Raw genomic sequence first — 18,467 nt, 5'->3', positions numbered from 1 at the left:
GCGGGGGCGGCTGCGGGTGCCTGGGGGGCATCGTCGGCATCCTGCTCGCGGTCCTGCTCGTTGCGGCCCTGACCTCAAGCCTCTCCACCTGCGGCGTCGCCTCCTTCGGGCCCTCCTACTCCGAGAGCCAGACGACGGTCGCGTCGGGCACCGTCCGCGAGAAGCTCCCTGCGGACGCCGTCACCAAGACCGACTACTACACCGACGCTGACGGCGACTGGATCCACGACGCCGGGCGCCTCACACGCGGCCTCGAGGAGTTCTACGACAGGACCGGGGTGCAGCCCTACGTCTACATCCTTCCCAACGGCACCACGTCCTCGGTCAACGAGCTCACCGCCGAGGCCGAGCGGCTCTACCCCGAGCTCTTCTCGGACGAGGGGCACTTCCTGCTCGTCTTCTGCGACGACGGAAACGGCACCTTCAACTGCGGCTACACCGTGGGGACCGCCGCCTCCGCCGTCATGGACTCCGAGGCCCTGAGCATCCTGGCCGACGAGCTCAACGATGCCTACAACAACGCCTCGACCGACGAGGAGGTCTTCTCGGACGCCTTTGCCAGATGTGCGGACCGCATCATGACCGCGGCCGAGGACGAGCAGCGCGGACAGACGACCGCCCTCGTTGTGGGAGGCATCATGGTCGTGGTTGCAGCGGGCGCCGCGATCGCCTACGTGGTCAAGCGCCGCCGCGACCGGCAGGCCGCCGAGCAGAAGCGCATGGAGGACATCCTCAACACACCGCTCGAGAAGTTCGGGGACCAGGACGTGGAAGATCTCGCCGACAAGTACGAGGACAAGGACTAGAAAGGAAACCTAGCATGGGCATTCTGGACCGCTTCACCACCATCGTGAAGGCCAACATCAACGAGCTGCTCGAGAAGGCCGAGGACCCGGCCAAGATGGTCGACCAGTACCTCGTCGACCTCACCGAGTCGCTCGCCGAGGTCAAGCGCGAGACCGCCTCTGTCATGGCCGAGGAGGCTCGCACCAAGCGCGCCGCCGACGCCAACGCCGACGAGGTCGCCCGCATGGAGGACCTCGCCAAGAAAGCCCTCAGGGCCGGAAACGAGGACGACGCCCGCGTCTTTCTGGCTAAGAAGCAGAAGCTCGAGGCGTCCGGGGCGGAGCTCTCCAAGGCCGCCGACGCCGCGCGCGCCAACGCCGACAAGATGCGCCAGATGCACGACAAGCTCGTGGGCGACATCGAGGACCTCAAGCGCCGCCGCGAGACGATCAAGGCAAAGATGTCCGTGGCCAAGACGCAGGAGAAGGTCGCTGGCTACACCTCCGGCGCCGACAAGGCCGAGAGCGCCATCGAGGCGTTCAACCGCATGGAGGAGAAGGCCGACAAGATGCTCGACACGGCTGACGCGATGGCCGAGCTCTCTGCCGAGGCCGTCGACGACGCCGAGGCCCTCGCAGAGAAGTACGCGAGCGCCACGAGCGACGCCTCCGTCGACGACGAGCTCGCCCGCCTCAAGGCCGAGATGGGCCTGTAGGAACGGCTCATAGATACCATTTGACCATATCGTCAGGTTAAAACGTCACATCAAAGCGGGGCGGACGCAATTCAGAGCGTCCACCCCGCTTTTCGTTACCACCGCTGAGGAATCGTTGACAATATAACCTGACGACATTGTCAATGCGTACCGGACAGCGTGGTCCAGAGGGCGATGAGCGCCACGATTACCACGCCGAGAAACACGACGTAGATACAGCCGATCGTAAGACCGGCCTTGAGGGCTCCGAGCGCGAGCCAGATCCGCTCCTTGGTCGTGAGCTCGATCTTCGGGCGGCGCTCACGCTGCTCGAAGGGCCGCACGCTCCCCCGCTGCGGGGCGTGCCCCAGAAGCGACGGCCGCTCCACCGCCGACATGTCGGCGATGACGCGGCCGTCGTCCTCAAAGTCGTCTGTCCTGCGCCTCGCAGCCACGGGCCCTACTCGTCGTAGAGGTGGCAGGACACGAAGTGGCCGGGCTCGAGCTCCTTCTGCTCGGGCGCGATCTCCTTGCAGCAATCCTTGGCAAACGGGCAGCGGGTGTGGAACTTGCAGCCCTTGGGCGGATTGGCCGGCGAGGGGATGGAGCCCTCGAGCACGATGCGATTCTGCTTGGCCTTGGGATCCGGGATGGGGATGGCCGAGAAGAGCGCCTTGGTGTAGGGGTGCAGCGGGTTCTTGAAGATGTCCGCGGTGAGGCCGTACTCGACCATGCCACCGAGGTACATGACGCCCACCGCGTCGGAGATGTGCTCGACGACGGAGAGGTCGTGGCTGATGAAGAGGTACGTGAGCCCGCGCTCCTCCTGGAGGTCGTGCAGGAGGTTGATGATCTGCGCCTGGATGGACACGTCGAGCGCCGAGACAGGCTCGTCGCAGACAATGAACTCGGGGTTCAGGGCGAGGGCGCGCGCGATGCAGATGCGCTGGCGCTGGCCGCCGGAGAACTCGTGCGGATAGCGCATCTTGTGGTAGGCCTGCAGGCCGCACTCCTCCATGACCTTCTCGATGTAATCGTCGAACTCGTCCTTGGGCACGAGGTTGTGCTCGCGGACGGCCTCGCCCACGATCTCGGAGATCGGGAGGCGCGGCGAGAGGCTCGAGTACGGGTCCTGGAAGATGATCTGCATCTTGGTACGGGCGTCGTGAAGCTCCTTGGCGCCCAGGCTATAGACCTCGCGCCCGTTGAAGAGCACGTCGCCGCCAGTCTTCTCGCCGGCGAGGCGCAGGATGGTGCGGCCGGTGGTGGACTTGCCGCAGCCGGACTCGCCCACGAGGCCCATGGTGTGGCCGCGGCGCAGCTTGAAGGACACGCCGTCGACGGCCTTCACGTAACCCTGGGTGCGGTTGAACATGCCGCCCTTGATCGGGAAGTACTTCTTGAGGTCGTTGACCTCGAGGATGATGTCCTCGGAGCCGGGGGCCTGCGTGGACGTGACGTCCACAGTCGCGTTCGTGGATGCCATTACTTGTCCTCCCCCTCGGCGCCCGTGCCGGAGATGAGGTCGTCGAGAACAGCGGCGGTCTCGCTGGCGGCCTCGGCCGTGGCGTTGTCGTAGTAGCGGTAGCAGCTCACCTCATGCGTGGGCGACAGGCGCACCATGTGCGGGTACTCGCCGTCGCACGCCTTGACGCAGAGCTCGCAGCGATCCTTGAAGTAGCAGTAGTTGGGCATGTTGACCGGGTTGGGAACCTTGCCCGGAATCGAGTAGAGGCGCTCGACCTTCTTGCCCACGACCGGCTTGGAGGCCATGAGGCCGATGGTGTAGGGGTGGGCCGGATGGTCGAAGATCTCCTCCGCGGTGCCCTTCTCGACGATGCGGCCGGCGTACATGACCACGACGTAGTCGGCCATCTCGGCCACGACGCCCAGGTCGTGGGTGACGAGGATGATCGAGGAGTTGATCTTGTCCTTGAGCGAGCGGAGCAGGTCGAGGATCTGCGCCTGGATCGTCACGTCGAGGGCCGTGGTGGGCTCGTCGGCGATGATGATGCGCGGGTTGCAGGCGAGCGCGATGGCGATCATGATGCGCTGGCGCATGCCGCCGGAGAGCTCGTGCGGGTACATCCCGTAGACGCCCTCGGAGTTGGCGATGCCGACGGTCTCGATCATCTCGATCGCGCGGGCCTTGATCTGGTCGGCACTCCAGTCCTTGCCGTCGTGGAGGGCGATGACCTCCTCGATCTGCTCGCCCACCTTGAAAACGGGGTTGAGCGACGTCATGGGCTCCTGGTAGATCATCGAGACCTCGGAGCCGCGGATCTTCTGCATGGCCTCCTCGGGGGCCTTGGTCACGTCGATGGCGTGGTCGCCGAGGTTAAGGCGAATCGAGCCGCCGGTGACCTGGCCCTGCGGGCGCTGCAGGAGCTGGATGAGCGAGAGGCACGTGACCGACTTGCCGCAGCCGGACTCGCCGACCACGCCCACCGTCTTGCCCACGGGAACCTCGTAGGTGACGCCGTCGACAGACTTGACAACGCCGGTGTCCGTGAAGAAGCAGGTGTGCAGATCGTCGAACTCGACGGCGTTGGCCGGGTTCTTCATCTCGCACGCGTACTCGGAGGGGTCGACGTTCTTGCGCTTGCGCAGCTTCTCGTAGCCCTCGGTGATCTTGCGGTTCTCCTTGGAGATACGACGGGACTCCTTCGCGGAAAGGTAGCCCGCCTCCTTCTTCTTATCAGATCCAAACATTGGCTACCCCTCCCTAGCGGTTCATCTTCGGGTCGAAGGCGTCACGCAGGCCGTCGCCCACGAAGTTGAAGCCGAGAACCGCGAGCAGCAGGCAGATGCCGGCGGGAATCCAGATGAACCAGTAGTTGGTCATGACGAAGGCGTTGTTGACGTCGGAGATGATGTTGCCCCAGGAGGCAAACGGGAACTTGACGCCCAGACCGAGGAACGAGAGCGTCGCCTCGGTGATGATCGTGGAGCCCAGGCTCATGGTGCAGGAGACGATGAGCTGCGGCATGACGTTGGGGATGAGGTGACGGATGATGCGGTGCGGGACCGTGATGCCCGTGGCCTCGGTGGCGAGCATGAACTCCTGCTCGCGCAGGGACAGGATCTGGCCGCGCACGAGGCGGGCGATGCCAGGCCAGGACAGGAAGCCGAGGATGAGCATGAGGTAAATCATGCGGATCCAGGGGTCGAGGCGCATGGCGTCCATCGCCGAGCCGAGGATGATGATGATCGGCATCGAGGGCAGGCAGTAGAAGATGTCGACGATTCGCATGATGAGGTTGTCGACCCAGCCGCCGAAGTAGCCGGAGATGCCGCCCATGATGACGCCCAGGCCGGCGGCGATGAAGACGACGATGAAGCCGATGATCAGCGAGACGCGGCCGCCGTACATGAGGCGGGTGAGCATGTCCATGCCGTTGCCGTCCGTGCCGAGCCAGTGCTCGAGCGAGGGGCTCGCGTAGCGGTCGTAGACCATGTTCTCGGTGGTCTCGGTGACGTTGTAGACCTTGGAGTAGGCGTCGTAGGAAATCGAGTAGGAGTGCTCGGCGCCGGCCTCGTCGGTGTAGACGACCTCAGACGCGTCGGCGTCGATGGCGGTGAGCAGGGCCTCGCGCAGGTCATCGGGAATGACGGTGTTGCCGTCGGAGGAGGAGATGACAAACGGGCTCACCATCGCGACGGTGGCGCCGGAGGCGTCCATCACGTTGCCGGACTCGTCGAAGGTGTAGGTGGCGCCGTCGGCGGTAAAGGTGTTGCCGGCGGCCTCGGCCTCCGCGGCGTCCGCGGCGGCGTCGCCCTCGTCGCTCTCGACGACGACGGTGCCGTCCTCGGTGACCTCAGGGGCGTCCTCGGCGGGAGCGTCGTCGGTCGCGTTTTCGGCGGAGATGGCCGTGATCGCGGCGATCTGGAAGTCGAACGACGGGGTCGTCATGCCGGCCGGCACGCTCACCACGTAGGTGGAGGCGTAGGCCACGATGCTGCCGCCCGAGCTGAAGGTGTAGAGGTCGGGGGCGGGCTGCTCGATCGTGTAGGTCACGCCGTCGCGCTCGAAGGACGTGGCGCCCTCGTTGATGGCGCTGTTGGCGTTGGCCTGGACCAGGGCGCCAAAGTCGGCGCCCTCGGCCGCGGTGTAGCGGCGCGTGGTGGTCTCGGTGATGCCGGCGTACTGCGTGTTGAGCTGGGTGGTGGTGGAGAAGGTCTCATCCTGGCCGTAGGGGCTGATGACACCGCCCAGGAACGAGAACAGGAACATCACCACGAGGATGACGAGACCCACGACGGCCAGGCGGTTGCGGAAGAAGCGCTTGGCGATAAGCGCGCCCGGGGAGAGCACCTTCACGCGGCGGTCGTCGTTGAGGGAGTACTGCTGGTCGTTGTTCTCGACCTGATCGTTCTTCTCGGCGGGCATGCCGTTCTTGGAATCGCTCATGAGTTACACCCGCCTTCCTAGGAGATGCGAACGCGGGGGTCGACCACCGCGTAGAGGATGTCGGTCAGGAGGTTGGAGAGCAGCGTGATGACGGCGATGAAGGTCAGGAAGAACATCGTGTAGGGGATGTCTCCGGCCGTCATGGCCTGGTAGGACGTGTAGCCGGTTCCCGGGATCATGAACAGCGTCTCGGTGATGAGGGCGCCCGAGAAAAGGCCGGGGAGGGACCCGCCGATGACGGTCACGAGCGGGATGAGGGTGTTGCGGAACGCGTGCTTGTAGATGACCTTGTGCTCGGGCAGGCCCTTGGTGCGCGCCGTGCGGATGTAGTCGGCGTTCAGGACCTCGAGCATGTTGGTACGCGTGTAGCGCATCAGCGAGCCGATCTGGATCACCGTGAGCGTCACGACGGGCATCACCATGTGGTTGACCATGTCGAGCGCCTGGCCGACGGCGTCGAGCTGGGCGAAGTCGCGGCCCATGAGGCCGTAGAGGTCAAACCAGCCGAGGCCCACCGAGAAGACCAGCTTGAGCAGGGTCGCGAAGAAGAACGTGGGCAGCGAGATGCCCGCGAGCGCGACGGCGGAGATGATGTAGTCGCCCTTGGAGTACTGGTGGGTGGCGGCGAAGATGCCCAGGGGCACCGCGATGGCGGTAGAGAACACGAAGGCGAGGCCGCCCATGGCAAAGGAGATGCCGATCGTGTTGTAGAACTCGGTCAGCACCGGCACGTTGAACTTCCAGGAGTCGCCGAAGTTGCCGGTGAGGAAGTCGCCGAGCCAGGTGACGTAGCCGATGGGGACCGGCAGGTCCAGGCCGTACTGGGCGTTGAGCTGGGCGAGCCACTCGTCATAGGGCTTGGCGCCGGGGGCCTGGGAGAGCTGCATGGCCATGGTCTCCACGTAGGAGGACGGCAGCGCGCGCATCAGGCCGTAGATGATGAAGGTCACGCAGAACAAGATGATGACCGAGATTCCGATGCGCTTGGCGATGTAGGTTCTCACGTCGCAAACGCTCCTCTCACTCATGCCCGCGCTTGCGGGCAGAAGAGACCCCTTTTCTGCGCTGGAAGGCGCAGGCTCCTTATGCTCCCAGCGCGGGAAGGAGGTCTCTAATCCAACAGGGAAGGCTCCCCTCAGCAACGCGGCGGGGCGCGACGGCTCATCGCCGCCGCGCCCAACCCGTCTTAGCTTGGGAAAGACTGAACTACTTGAGCTCGAGCTTCTCGATCTCGTCCTTCCAGGTCCAGTACGGGGTCTGGTCCTTGACGACGGAGTCGACGTTCACGCGCTCGGTGGAGACGAGCGTGCACTCGGAGCGCTGGTAGACAGGAAGCTCGACGCCCCAGTCGAGGATGATGTCCATAGCCTCCTTGTAGATGGGCTTGCGGCTCTCGGTGTCGAGGCTCTGGCGGCCGGCCTCGATGAGCTCGTCGAGGTCGGGGTCGTTGATCTGGTAGTAGTTCGTGGAGCCCTGGCTGTGGTAGAGCTGGTACATGTCGGGGTCAGCCGTGGACTGCCAGGCGGCGCACCACATCTCGGCGGCGCCGGACTGGTAGGACGCGAAGAGGTCGGCGGAGTTGGCGATGTCGTTCACGATGAAGTCGATGCCGATCGAGGCGAAGGCCTCCTTGGCCTCCTGCAGGATCATGAACGTGGGGTGGTCGCCCTGGCCGCCGCCACCGATGTTGCACTGGAAGCTCGGCACGCCCTCGGCGTTGAGCTTGACGCCGGCGGGGGCAGCGGTGACCTTGCCGTCAGCGACGGTGAAGCCAGCGGCCTCGAACCAGCTGAGGGCGCCCTGGAGGGCGGCGGCGTAGCGGTCCTCCTCGCTCATGTCAGCGGTGTAGAGCGGGTTGCCGGAGGCGTCGGTGGAGTAGCAGACCTCGTAGCCCGGGTCCGTCTCGTTGGGCGAGGCCCAAGAGGAGGTGGAGATCGGGTAGTTGAGGACGGAGGCGGTGTCGCCGTAGTAGGAGGCGACGCCGGAGTCACGGTAGGCGGCGATGAGGGTGAAGATGCCCTTGCGCAGCGCCTTGGAGGCGTCGGAGGCGGGCTCGCCGTTCACGCAGACGTTGCCGGCGGCGATGGCGATGTAGCCGTAGCCGCGGAAGTCGTGCAGGAAGGTGGAGAGGACGTCGCCGTTGACGTCGTCGTTGCCGTTGATCTCCTTGATCTGGCTCTCGACCTCCATGGAGTAGGACGGCTGGGAGACGTCGAGGGTGCCGGCCTGGACGCCGGTCACCATATCGGCCTCCTGGGTCTCAACGACGTTGAGGTTGGAGACCTTCGGGGCGCCCTTGTAGTAGTCGGCGTTGGCGGACATGTGGACGGTGCCCGAGGTGTAGTCGTCGAACTTGAAGGCGCCGGAGCCCATGGGCTGGCCGTTGAGGCTGCGGGCCTTGGAGAGGTCGCCCTTGGTGAAGCCGAAGGAGTTGTTCTCGTAGTCGTAGAGCGACTCGTCGCCGTAGTACTTGTAGGAGCACGGGGCAATGGAGAGCTGGTAGATCATCGTGGCGTCGACGCCGTTGGTGGTGACGGTCATGGTGTAGTCGTCGACCTTGACGATACCGGAGACGTTCGGGGCGGCGTCGCCGGTCTCAACGCCCTGGGTGCCCATGGCGTAGACGTCCTCGGGGATGAGGTCGGAGAGGGCGGTGCCGGCGGTCTCGGCCTCGCACGCGGAGAAGTTCCAGTCGTAGGCGGCGGCGATGGCCTCGAAGAAGGTGGTGGCGGTGGCGTCGGCGGGCAGGTCGGGGTAGTTCCAGCCAGCGGCGGCGGAGGCGACGTCGGTGGCGCCGTTCTCCATCATGTAGTCGACGATCTCCTGCGCGAACTTGGTGCCGCCGTCATCCACGGCCGCCCAGAAGGCGTCCTGCTGCTCCTGGGTCCAGTAGGTGAAGTCGGTGTTGTCACGGCCGGCGTTGCCGATGAGGGAGGCCAGCGTGGCCATGCCGGAGCGGTACTCCTGCAGGCCGACGATGTCGTTGGAGTAGAGGGTGGCGGAGCCGTCGTAGGTCGGGTCGAAGTACGCGTAGAAGGTGAAGATCGCGTCGTCGATGGTGACCGGGTTGCCGTCGTGGAACTTGATGTCGTCGCGCATCTTCACCGTGTAGGTGACGGTGCCGTCGGCGTTCTCCTCCATGGAGATGTCGGCGGGGCCGGTGTAGGTGTACTCGGTGCCGTTGTACTCCTTGGTCTCGCCCTCGATGGCGCTGAGGACGGGCTCGGCCATGCGGTCGGTCATGAGGAGCGCGATGTTGTTGAAGCTCACGACGTCCTGGTCAGCCGCGGAAGCGGTGAACAGCGGGCAGAACTTGCCCTCGAGGCCGTTGCCGGCGACGACGAGCGTGCCGGCGTGATCGCCGGTGTTGGCGTCGCCGTTGTCACCGGTCTGCTCGGTGGTGTTGTTGCACGCGGCGAGCGCGAGGGCGCCCATGGTGGCCGCGGACAGGCCGAGCATGTTCCTTCTGGTAACGAGCATGTTCCCTACCTTTCCTCCCGTAAGCGGGGATGATTAGGACCGCGACGCGCTCCCCAGCGCGACACGGTACGTGCGTTAGGCAGTTTACTTTTTTGAAATCTGAAACCAGCTCGAATGCCGTGCGCTTTCACGCAGTGGTTACAAACCAGTTTCTCCGATTCCGGTGAACGGTAGTATATCACCTGACAAACGGCATATTCCCAAAGAGGTTGACGCGTCGGGTTTGACATTCACGTCAGGTTAGATTGTCAAGTTCGTCACGTTAACATTCACGTCAGGTTAGTTTGTCAAGTTCGTCACGGCCCGCAGCTCACGCCACTCGTCCTCGAGGATCGCCATGAGGACGTCGTCGCAGTAGGTACCGTCGGGCAGCAAAACCGCGTCGCGGCACACCCCCTCGCGGACGAACCCCGCCTTGGCGTAGACGCGCTCCGCGCGTGGGTTGATCGAGAAGACGTCCAGCTCAAGGCGGTGAAGGCCCAGCCCCTCGAAGGCAAGGTCGCGCGTGAGCGCCGTAGCCCAGCTGCCCAGGCCCCGGTCACGCGCCTCCGGGCCAAAGAGGGCGATCCGGAAGTTGGCGCTTCTCGCCTCCCAGTCGATCTCGTTGATCACGCTCTCGCCCAGCACCGCGCCGTCAGGCGAGAAGAGCAGCAGGTCGCGACGGTCGGGGTCGTCCACGCAGCGCAGGAAGAAGCTCGTGACCTCGTCCTTCTCGTAATGGTCCTTGCTGCCCGTGAGCCGCGCGCCCTCCGGGTCAAACCGGTTGAACCCCGCCCAGTACGCGTCCACGTCCTCGGCGCGCGCCAGGCGCAGCATGTGACCGTCGGCCCGCTCCCAGCACACGTCGACCTTCTCCATGCTCTCCCCTTCGTCCCATCTGTCCCCCGCTCCAGAGACTATACGCCGCCCCATCCCGAGCCAACAGGAGGGTATGTACACCGCCTCTTTAGGGTATGTACACCGTCCCAGCCCGCCCGTCCTTCTCGGCAGTCCGTCTACCAGCGGGTTTGCAAACCGATAAGAACCGCGAGGCGTACATACCCTCCGGGCGGGGTGTACATACCCTCCAAAAAGGGCTCCAAAGAGGGGCAGACGCTGGCCCTACGCCACGCCGCTCGCCACAAACAGCCGGCGGACGTCGGTGCGGGCGCGCCAGACCGTGGCCCAGCACACGGCGAGCGCGCAGCCCGCCGCGATCGTCATGCACGCGCGCACGTCCATGACCTCCCCCAGCGCCCCCACGACCAGAGTGAGCGCGCTGCGCCCCGCCACGACGATCGCGCCCTCGAAGGCGTTCATGCGGGCGCGCAGCTCGTCGGGCAGGTAGGTCTGCACCGCCGCCTGCCGCAGCGTGGCGCTGTTGATGCCGCAGAAGCCCACCGCCGCTCGGTTGGCCAGCATGAGCGGGTACGGCAGCCACAGCAGGACCATGTCCATGAGCTCGTAGAGGTTGTAGACGCCAAAGCAGATGCCGAACTTGCGCTCGTCGGGGACGCGGAGGCGATACTGCACAACGCCGCCCAAGCTGCGCCCGGCAAACTCCGCCACCGAGAAGAGCGCGTAGAGCGCGGGCGAGAGCCCCGGCGTGGTGGAGAAGTACGCCACGAGCAAGGGCGCGTAGCCGCTCGCGACGCCGTTGGTCACAGCCTGGTAGGCGTACATGTTGGCAAGCCCGCGCTCGTCGCGCAGATAGCGCGCGGCCTCGCGGACGTCCGCCCACCACAGCGCCAGCGACGCGCGCTCGCCGTTCATGCGCCGCTCCTCGCGGACGCGAATGCGGCTCTCCACGGCCGCTGCCGCCGCGGAGAGGCAGCCCTGCGCCACGAGCACCCAGCCCACGCCCACCGTCTCGTAGAGCACGCCCGCCACCGGCATCATCACGACGTTCATGACCGGGTAGAGCATCGACGAGACCGTGTAGCCGCGCTGCTCCATGCCCTGGGGGATTAGCTTGGGGTACATGGAGTTGTACGCCAGCTCGTCAAACGCGCCGAGGGAGGAAATGATCAGCGAGAAGACGAGGTAGCCCACGTACGAGAAGCTGCAGCGCATCAGATACAGCCCGGCGAGCGCGTAGAGGACGGCGTTCACGCAGTCGCCCGCCACGAGGAAGGGCTTGCGCGGAAGACGGTCCATCCACGGCGCGGCCGCAATAGGCACCACGAAGTACGGCACGAGCTGGATGGCCAGAACGAGCGCCGAGGCGAGCGTGGATCCCGTCTCGTCGAAGACCAGAAACGAGAGCGCGAAGCTGCCCGCGATGCTGCCGATCGCCCCGAGCGCGGAGGCCACGGTCACGAGCGTGAAGTCACGCGTCCAGAGGGTGGTCGCTGCCATGTCTCACCGTCCTTCTCGTTGCCTGATTTAAGTATGACGGCACATTAAGCGAGAAGTGCGGCGGCGATTTGAGAAAATGCGCCAAGCTTATGGACGCTGATAGAGGCTAAGTTGGCATTTATGAGAGAAACCGGCGGCATTGGGTACAATCCCCACACGGCTCGGCGGTCAAACCGCGTACCGAGGGCAGCGCCGTTCCCGCGAGGGGAGGTGATGCCGATGGACGTCTCTGAGGTCGTTGCGTTTCTGGAGAGGTGCGTCAGCCTCGTCATGGCGATAGTAAGGCTCGTTCGGGAGGTGCGTAGGAAGTCCGGTGAACACGAGAGCCGCCAGCGCTAGGCGCCAGCGGCTCGCAACGTAAGTAACGGCACTGCCTAGGTCTGCCAACGTAGGCGGCCGTCGAGCCTATTGTACCCCGCTCGCGCCGTCATATTCAACGGCCGCGGGGAGCTTGAGCGGGAAGTCGCGCTCGAGCTCGAAGGCGGCGCGGTACTGGCGGTTGGCCGTGTGCCACTCGAGGACCCACGGCAGGTGAAAGGCCGCAAAGCCGATGGGCAGCTCCGCCCGGCAGCGCGCAAAGACGGCGAGCAGCGCCTTGCCGTATTCGGGGCGTCGCAGGTAGTCGGGGTGCTCCAGGCGAAAGCGCACCACGTCGCAGAGCTCGCCCGCAAGATCCTCCCCCACCTCGGTGCGCGGCTCGCGTCGCGCCTCGGGCACGCGGTCGAGCGCCGCGAGCGCCTCGTCGCGCCGGCCCAGCCCCTCGCAGCACACCGCGAGCTTGTGCAGGTCGAGCGCGCTCGGGTCCTCGAGCGTCGAGAAGAAGGCGTAGGCCCGCTCGAAGTGCCCGCACTCGGCGTGGGCGGACGCGGTGTTGTAGGAGATCGTCCGCAGCAGGTCCTTCTCGCCCAGCGTGCGCGCCAGCCGGCCGGCGACGCGATACTCGACCTCCATGTTCTCGAAGTCGAGCTGGTTGCAGTAGCAGTTGCCCAGACAGACCTTGGCCGAGAGCATCACGCGCGCCCGACCCTCCCGCGCGGCCAGCTCATAGGCCTGCCGAAGGAGGTCGATCGCCGGGGCGTAGTTCTTCTCGCCGCTCTCGTAGGCGGCCGCGCCGGCCTTGAGGTACGCGTACGCACAGGGATTGAGCCGCAGCGCGTCCTCGTAGCGACCCTGCGCGAGGCGCTGCATGCCCAGCAGGCGGCCGTCGAGAAGCACCTCGAGCTCGGGCTCCACCGGCCGGGCGGGCTTGGAGAAAAGCCCCTCGAGCAGCGCCGCCTGCGCCACGAGCGGGCTTGACGCGAGGTCGTCCGCGAGGTCGGCGAGCTCGTCGGCGAGCGCCGGGAGTGCCGCCTCGTCAAAGGAGAGGACGGCGTCGAAGCCGCGGTCCAGCACGTCGTGCGCGCGGGCGAGAAACGCCTCGTCGTCGTGCCACGCGATGCCCAGGCGCTCGAGCAGGGCGTCCGTGACCTCCGGGCTGGGATCGGCCTCGCCGCGCTCGATCTTGGAGAGGTAGGAGACGGCGCAGATGCCGTGGGCCAGGCCCTTGAGGCTCCAGTCGCGCGCGAGGCGCTCGCGGCGGACGAGCGCACCGACCCCGGCGATCACGCGGACTCCCAGGCGGTGTCGAGACAGACGCGGCGCACGGCCACGAGCGCCGCCACCGCCACGACCTCGCAGGCGAGAAACGCGAGGTCGGCCGCCACGGGGACGGCGCCGGAGGTCGCGATGAAGACGACCTCCCCCGCCGCCGCCACAAGTCCCAGGGCGGCCGCCACGACGCAGCGCAGCGGCAGCGCCCCCACGGTCTCGTCGCGCACGTAGGCGCGGACGCGCTCGCCGGCAACGGAGAGCCGGCCCATGCCCCAGAGCACCCATACGAGCGCCACGAACTGCAGCATGTAGGGCATCACCACGTAAGGGCAGCCGGAGAGCCCCGCCGGGTTGGCGAGCGAGGCGCCCACGGCGGCGGCGGCGGCCACCCCGCACGCCGCCCAGAGCGTCCTGAGCAGGCGGCGCCGGTCGTGGCCGTCAGCCAGGCGCACGTGGTCGCCGAGGTAGGCCATCTTGCCGTTGTCGTCCGGCCCAAAGTCCTTGAGGCGCTCGCGGGCCTTCTTCCTCACGTTCTTCTCGCCTTTCCGTGCCGCGGCGTGGGCAGCTTGACAATATAACCTGTCGACATTGTCAAGCCGGCACGCCGCACCTTCTCGTCTGTTACGCGATGCCGGTCAGGTCGTAGGAGTCGAGCCAGGCAGTGGCGCGCTCGCAGATGGCCTTGAGGCAGCCCTCGTCGAAGGGCGAGGTCATGCCCGCGTGGGCCAGAAGGTCCGTGAAGGCGCGCGTGCCGCCCTGGCGCGTGTAGGCCATGTAGTGATCCCAAGCGCTGGCAAAGTCGTCCTGCGACATGGCCCAGAACTCGAGCGCCACGGTCTGCGCGAGGCAGTAGTCGATGTAGTAGAGCGGGTTCTCGTAGATGTGGTGCTGGCGCTGCCAGCCCTCGCCGTCCGCGTAGAAGGGAATCTCGCCGTCGAGGCGCATCCAAGGCATGTAGACGCCCAGCAGCCGTTTCCAGGTGGCGTGGCGCTCGGCGGGCGTCATCTCGGGGTGCTCGTAGACCTCGTGCTGGAAGTGGTCGACCATCGTGCCGTACGGGATGAAGGTGATGGCGCCAGCCAGGTGCGCGTAGCGGTACTTGCGCGCGTCGTCGCCAAAGAACTCCTCGGCCCACGGCCACGCCATGAACTCCATGGACATCGAGTGGACCTCGCAGGCCTCCATCGAGGGCATGGAGAGGGTGATGGGCACCACGTGGGTGTTCATGTAGTAGGAGAACGCGTGGCCCGCCTCGTGCGTGACCACCTCGACGTCGCCCTGCGTGCCGTTGAAGTTGGCAAAGATGAAGGGCACGTCGTAGTCCGGGATCTGCGTCATGAAGCCGCCGCCGGCCTTGCCCTCGGTGGAGAGCACGTCCATGAGGTCGCGGTCGAGCATCATGTCGAAGAACTCGCCGGTCTCGGGACTCAGCGCGCGGTAGAAGGTGCGTCCGGCCTCGAGGATGTCGTCGGCGCCTCCGCGCGGGGCGGGGTTGCCGGAGCGGAAGGAGAGCGCCTCGTCGGCGAAGGAGAGCGGGTAGGCCACGCCCAGGCGCTCGGCCTGCGCGCGATAGATCTTGTCGGCCAGCGGCACCACGTAGGTGCGCACGGCCTCGCGGAAGCGCTCCACGTCCTCGCGCCCGTAGGAGAGCCGGCCCATGCGATCGTAGCCGAGCGGCAGGTAGTTCTTATAGCCGAGCTTCCTGCCCATGGCGTCGCGCACGTGGGTGAGCTCGTCGTAGATGCGGTCGAGCGCGTCCTGGTGCTCCTTGTACCAGGCGCCCTCCGCCTTCCAGGCCGCCAGGCGCTGAGCGTCGTCCGCGGACTTCTTGAACGGCGTGAGCTGCGAGAGCGTGTAGGTGCCGCCCTCAAAGGGGATCTGCGCGGAGGCGATGAGCTTCACGTACTCCTGCGCGAGGGCGTTCTCGCGCTTCATGTCCTCAACGATGGCTGGGTCGATGGTACGGCGCTCCTGCTCGGCCTGGGCAAAGAGCAGCGTGCCGTACTTCTCCTCCAGCTGGGGGCGGAAGGGCGAGGCGAGAAGGGCCGCGGTGAAGGCGTCCGCCGCCTGCTGCAGCTCGGGCTGGGCCTCGTCCCAGAAGGAGGCCTCGGCGTCGTAGAACTCGTCGCGCGTGTCGATGACGTGGCGGATCATCGCGAGCTCGGCGGCCGTCTGCGTGTGGCGGTCGAGCTGGTCCTTCTCGAGAAACGCCGCCTCTGCGGCCTCGAGGGTCGCGGCGTCGGAGAGCGCGGCGGCGAGGCGGGCGTACTCCGCCTTCACGGCCTCGAGGTCGGGGCGCTCGTAGGGCATGTCCTTGAACTTCACGGGCTCAGTCATGGGGGCAACCTCCCTTTTCGCGGCGCGCATGCGGAACCCGGCGCGCGCGGTTTCGGCTATGATTCGAGACGGTATTGTACCCGTCCGAGGGAGACTGTATGCCCGGCTACGTTCTCAGCTGCTGCTCCACCGCCGACGTCACGCGCGACTGGCTCGAGGCGCGCGACATCAAGTACCTCTTCTTCAACTACTACCTCGACGGCAAGGTCTGCAAGGACGACTTTGGCGCCACCAACCCGCCCGCCCAGCTCTACGCCAAGATGCTCGCCGGCGCCGACGCCAAGACCTCCCAGATCAGCGCCGGCGACTACATGGCCCACTTCGAGCCGTTCCTCGCCGCCGGGCAGGACGTGGTGCACGTGACGCTCTCCTCCGGCATCTCCGGCACCTATAACTCCGCCTGCGCCGCGCGCGACCAGCTGGCCGAGAAGTACCCGGGGCGCCGCGTCTACGTAGTGGATTCGCTCGCCGCATCCTCGGGCTACGGCCTGCTCATGGACAAGCTCGCCGAGCTGCGCGACGGCGGCATGGGCGCCGCCGAGCTCGCCGCGTGGGCCGAGGAGCACAAGAGCGAGGTCCAGCACTGGTTCTTCTCGTCCGACCTGACGTTTTTCATCCGCGGCGGCCGCATCTCCAAGGCGGCGGGCCTCGTGGGCGGCATGCTCAAGATCTGCCCCGTGATGGACGTCGCGCCCGACGGCTCGCTCGCCGTCAAGGAGAAGATCCGCACCAAGGCCAAGGCCGAGAAGCGCGTGGTCGAGAAGATGGAGGAGCTCGCCGAGGACGGCCTCGGCTACTCCGGCAAGTGCTACATCAGCCAGTCCGAGTGCAAGGCCGACGCCCTCGAGGTCGCCGCGCGCGTGGAGGAGCGCTTCCCCAAGCTCGACGGCAAGGTCGAGATCTTCCCCATCGGCGCCACCATCGGCGTGCACACCGGCCCCGGCACCGTGGCCCTCTTCTTCTGGGGCAAGAAGCGCGTCTAGCGAGAAGAGCGACGAGGCGAGGCGCCCGCACTTCTCGGCGTTTCCCGGTAGGCCGCCCGCACTTCTCGGCCCGCTCATCGAGTGCGGCCTGGCAGTCACTCGATGCCCGCACTCGAGCGCAAACAACGGGCGGCGGCCCGCACTCGAGCCTCCACCCGTCCACATCTGCCCGCACTTCCGGCCCGCACTCATGAGTGCGGGCCTTTTGCACGGGCGCCTAGAGCGGCATAGAGAAGAAGCTCTGGTAAAGGGCCAGCTCGTGCGGGGTGTCGAGGCTCGAGGCAAACGACACGCGCCCAGAGCGGTCACGCTCGGAGAGCAGGCCTTCGTCGGTGAGACGGGCGCGCAGCTGGCGCGCCGTGCCCGCGCCGCCGTCAAAGAAGGCGACCCCCGGCCCGAGTGCACGGGCGATCTGCGCGCGCACGAAGGGGTAGTGCGTGCACCCCAAAACGACGGCGTCGATCGATCCGGCATAGCCGCCCACCAGGCCCGCGACCATCTCGGCAAGGTCCGGCGCGTCGAGGTCCCCGCGCTCGATGCGCGCGGCGAGACCCGGGCACGGAACGGGAACGACCTCGCACTCCCCTCCCCAGGCTCGCGCGAGCTCATGGTACTTGTCCAGGTGCAGGGTCATCTCGGTGGCCATCACGAGGATGCGGCCGCGCGGGAAGGCGCGGGCGGCGGGCTTGAGCGCGGGCTCGATGCCCACGATCGGGACGTCCGGGTGCGCGGCGCGCAGGGTCGCTGCCGCGGCCGAGGTCGCGGTGTTGCAGGCGATGACGATGGCCTTGGCGCCGTCCGCGAGGAAGCGCTCGGCGATGCCCTGGGAGAGCTCGAGCACCTGCGCCTCGGCCTTCTCGCCATACGGGGCGTTGGCGGAGTCACCGAAGTAGCGAAAGTCCTCGTGCGGGAGCTCGGCCACCAGCGAGCGCAGCACGCTGATGCCGCCCAGACCGGAGTCAAAGACCCCGACAAAGCCGTCTGACCGCTCCCCCATGACACCTCCCTCGCCTCGAGTGACCAAGGCAAGGATAGCGCATTGCGCTGCCCGCCTCTCGCCCGCAGATTACTGCCACTCACAGTTATATTTCTACGAAGGTATATCGACACGCATAGTAGTATCGAGTACACTACTCTCACAGAGAACGACACGAGGGAGGTGACCATGGCAACGAGAGACGCAGAGAGCGACCTCATCCGCGGCAACATCGACGCCATCGTCCTGTGCACGCTCTCGGACGGCGACTCCTACGGCTACGAGATCTTGAAGGACGTCGCGCAGACGAGCGCAGGGGCCTACGAGATGAAGGAGCCCTCGCTGTACACGAGCCTCAAGCGCCTGGAGGGACAGGGGCTCGTGGAGAGCTACTGGGGCAACGAGTCCCAGGGCGCCCGACGCAAGTACTACCACATCACCGACCCGGGCCGCGTCGAGCTGACGGAGGCGACCGCGCGCTGGGTCAGGGCACGAAACATCATCGACCGACTTCTCAGGCAGGACGGAGGCACCAAATGAGTGACAGGAGCGACATCCGGATGCACGTCGAGCACCTCTTCGAGGGCCGCACGCTCGACGCCGAGACCATAGAGCTCAAGGAGGAGATCTACGGCAATCTCGTGGCCCGCTACGACGACTACGTGGCCCAGGGGATGAGCGCCGAGGAGGCGTACCGTCGCACCTGTGAGGCCGTGACCAGCGTGGACGACGTCATGGGCGAGAAGGACGACGGGCCCGCGGCGCCAGACGGACCGGAGGCTCCCACGCGCGCGATCCCGCGACCGGAGCCCGAGCCGAGGCCCGAGTCGCCGACCGGAGCGATCCCGCCCGTCGCCCCCCGCCCCGCCGAGC

The 18,467-nt window shown here is 66.5% G+C and carries 17 protein-coding genes; 5 read left to right on the top strand and 12 right to left on the bottom strand.

What is annotated here, in order from left to right; genetic code table 11:
- Both B5F85_RS10735 and B5F85_RS10090 read left to right on the top strand, forming a co-directional pair.
- On the top strand, positions 1-806 hold an 806-nt coding region (locus tag B5F85_RS10735), incomplete at its 5' end, for a hypothetical protein (protein ID WP_087316893.1).
- A gap of 14 nt (positions 807-820) precedes the next feature.
- Complete coding sequence (locus B5F85_RS10090) at positions 821-1,501, top strand: PspA/IM30 family protein (protein ID WP_087316891.1); 681 nt, start codon at positions 821-823, stop codon at positions 1,499-1,501.
- Between the two features lie 140 nt (positions 1,502-1,641).
- Here the strand turns inward: B5F85_RS10090 and B5F85_RS10085 are convergent, their stop codons facing one another.
- The 11 genes from B5F85_RS10085 to B5F85_RS10040 all read right to left on the bottom strand — a co-directional run bounded on the left by B5F85_RS10085 (position 1,642) and on the right by B5F85_RS10040 (position 15,635).
- A complete protein-coding gene (locus B5F85_RS10085; protein ID WP_087316889.1) occupies positions 1,642-1,935 on the bottom strand; it encodes a hypothetical protein in 294 nt (97 codons plus the stop codon).
- A 5-nt stretch (positions 1,936-1,940) separates the two neighbouring features.
- The gene (locus tag B5F85_RS10080) at positions 1,941-2,966 is read right to left on the bottom strand and encodes an oligopeptide/dipeptide ABC transporter ATP-binding protein (RefSeq protein WP_087316887.1); all 1,026 of its coding nucleotides are present in this window, start codon (positions 2,964-2,966) and stop codon (positions 1,941-1,943) included.
- On the bottom strand, positions 2,966-4,192 hold the full coding sequence (locus tag B5F85_RS10075) for an ABC transporter ATP-binding protein (RefSeq protein ID WP_087316885.1): 1,227 nt from the start codon (positions 4,190-4,192) through the stop codon (positions 2,966-2,968). The genes B5F85_RS10080 and B5F85_RS10075 overlap by 1 nt, the downstream gene beginning before the upstream one ends.
- A gap of 13 nt (positions 4,193-4,205) precedes the next feature.
- A complete protein-coding gene (locus tag B5F85_RS10070; RefSeq protein ID WP_204204776.1) occupies positions 4,206-5,891 on the bottom strand; it encodes an ABC transporter permease in 1,686 nt (561 codons plus the stop codon).
- Positions 5,892-5,908: 17 nt separating this feature from the next.
- Positions 5,909-6,895, bottom strand: coding sequence for an ABC transporter permease (locus B5F85_RS10065; RefSeq protein WP_087316897.1), 987 nt, complete (start codon positions 6,893-6,895; stop codon positions 5,909-5,911).
- A gap of 202 nt (positions 6,896-7,097) precedes the next feature.
- The gene (locus B5F85_RS10060) at positions 7,098-9,371 is read right to left on the bottom strand and encodes an ABC transporter substrate-binding protein (protein ID WP_087316883.1); all 2,274 of its coding nucleotides are present in this window, start codon (positions 9,369-9,371) and stop codon (positions 7,098-7,100) included.
- Between the two features lie 279 nt (positions 9,372-9,650).
- Positions 9,651-10,229, bottom strand: a complete 579-nt coding sequence (locus B5F85_RS10055; RefSeq protein ID WP_087316881.1) for a GNAT family protein — start codon at positions 10,227-10,229, stop codon at positions 9,651-9,653.
- A gap of 243 nt (positions 10,230-10,472) precedes the next feature.
- Positions 10,473-11,708, bottom strand: coding sequence for an MFS transporter (locus tag B5F85_RS10050; protein ID WP_087316879.1), 1,236 nt, complete (start codon positions 11,706-11,708; stop codon positions 10,473-10,475).
- A gap of 405 nt (positions 11,709-12,113) precedes the next feature.
- Complete coding sequence (locus B5F85_RS10045; protein WP_158094604.1) at positions 12,114-13,313, bottom strand: helix-turn-helix transcriptional regulator; 1,200 nt, start codon at positions 13,311-13,313, stop codon at positions 12,114-12,116.
- Positions 13,310-13,828 (bottom strand): hypothetical protein, encoded by a 519-nt coding sequence (locus B5F85_RS10730; protein WP_158094603.1) that lies wholly within the window; start codon positions 13,826-13,828, stop codon positions 13,310-13,312. The genes B5F85_RS10045 and B5F85_RS10730 overlap by 4 nt, the downstream gene beginning before the upstream one ends.
- Before the next feature lie 91 nt (positions 13,829-13,919).
- Entirely contained in the window at positions 13,920-15,635 is a 1,716-nt protein-coding gene (locus tag B5F85_RS10040) for a M3 family oligoendopeptidase (RefSeq protein WP_204204774.1), read from the bottom strand.
- 98 nt (positions 15,636-15,733) lie between these two features.
- Between B5F85_RS10040 and B5F85_RS10035 the strand changes: the two genes are divergently transcribed.
- Positions 15,734-16,618 carry a DegV family protein gene (locus B5F85_RS10035; protein ID WP_087316875.1) on the top strand — a complete coding sequence of 295 codons (885 nt, stop codon included), beginning with the start codon at positions 15,734-15,736 and terminating at the stop codon, positions 16,616-16,618.
- 217 nt (positions 16,619-16,835) lie between these two features.
- On the opposite strand, the gene murI is transcribed toward B5F85_RS10035, so the two are convergent.
- Positions 16,836-17,615 carry a glutamate racemase gene (murI, locus tag B5F85_RS10030; RefSeq protein ID WP_087316873.1) on the bottom strand — a complete coding sequence of 260 codons (780 nt, stop codon included), beginning with the start codon at positions 17,613-17,615 and terminating at the stop codon, positions 16,836-16,838.
- A gap of 168 nt (positions 17,616-17,783) precedes the next feature.
- Here murI and B5F85_RS10025 point away from each other — a divergent pair, with 168 nt between their 5' ends.
- Together B5F85_RS10025 and B5F85_RS10020 are read left to right on the top strand one after the other, a co-directional pair.
- Positions 17,784-18,134: a PadR family transcriptional regulator gene (locus B5F85_RS10025; RefSeq protein ID WP_087316871.1), complete on the top strand. Its 351-nt coding sequence runs from the start codon at positions 17,784-17,786 to the stop codon at positions 18,132-18,134.
- Positions 18,131-18,467, top strand: a 337-nt coding sequence (locus B5F85_RS10020; protein WP_204204769.1) for a permease prefix domain 1-containing protein, incomplete at its 3' end; no start/stop codon positions are given. The genes B5F85_RS10025 and B5F85_RS10020, both read left to right, overlap by 4 nt.

Source organism: Olsenella sp. An293 (assembly GCF_002159495.1).
Lineage (GTDB): Bacteria > Actinomycetota > Coriobacteriia > Coriobacteriales > Atopobiaceae > Thermophilibacter.
Note: the sequence above shows the minus strand (reverse complement) of the source record. Positions and strands in the feature narration are given on the sequence as shown.

What these genes read in the sequence shown, in the direction of transcription:
- B5F85_RS10080 (WP_087316887.1), bottom strand. Translation starts at nt 2,966, where the DNA reads ATGGCATCCACGAACGCGACTGTGGACGTCACGTCCACGCAGGCCCCC.
- B5F85_RS10090 (WP_087316891.1), top strand. Translation starts at nt 821, where the DNA reads ATGGGCATTCTGGACCGCTTCACCACCATCGTGAAGGCCAACATCAAC.
- B5F85_RS10060 (WP_087316883.1), bottom strand. Translation starts at nt 9,371, where the DNA reads ATGCTCGTTACCAGAAGGAACATGCTCGGCCTGTCCGCGGCCACCATG.
- B5F85_RS10040 (WP_204204774.1), bottom strand. Translation starts at nt 15,635, where the DNA reads ATGACTGAGCCCGTGAAGTTCAAGGACATGCCCTACGAGCGCCCCGAC.
- B5F85_RS10035 (WP_087316875.1), top strand. Translation starts at nt 15,734, where the DNA reads ATGCCCGGCTACGTTCTCAGCTGCTGCTCCACCGCCGACGTCACGCGC.
- B5F85_RS10055 (WP_087316881.1), bottom strand. Translation starts at nt 10,229, where the DNA reads ATGGAGAAGGTCGACGTGTGCTGGGAGCGGGCCGACGGTCACATGCTG.
- B5F85_RS10050 (WP_087316879.1), bottom strand. Translation starts at nt 11,708, where the DNA reads ATGGCAGCGACCACCCTCTGGACGCGTGACTTCACGCTCGTGACCGTG.
- B5F85_RS10025 (WP_087316871.1), top strand. Translation starts at nt 17,784, where the DNA reads ATGGCAACGAGAGACGCAGAGAGCGACCTCATCCGCGGCAACATCGAC.
- murI (WP_087316873.1), bottom strand. Translation starts at nt 17,615, where the DNA reads ATGGGGGAGCGGTCAGACGGCTTTGTCGGGGTCTTTGACTCCGGTCTG.
- B5F85_RS10075 (WP_087316885.1), bottom strand. Translation starts at nt 4,192, where the DNA reads ATGTTTGGATCTGATAAGAAGAAGGAGGCGGGCTACCTTTCCGCGAAG.
- B5F85_RS10070 (WP_204204776.1), bottom strand. Translation starts at nt 5,891, where the DNA reads ATGAGCGATTCCAAGAACGGCATGCCCGCCGAGAAGAACGATCAGGTC.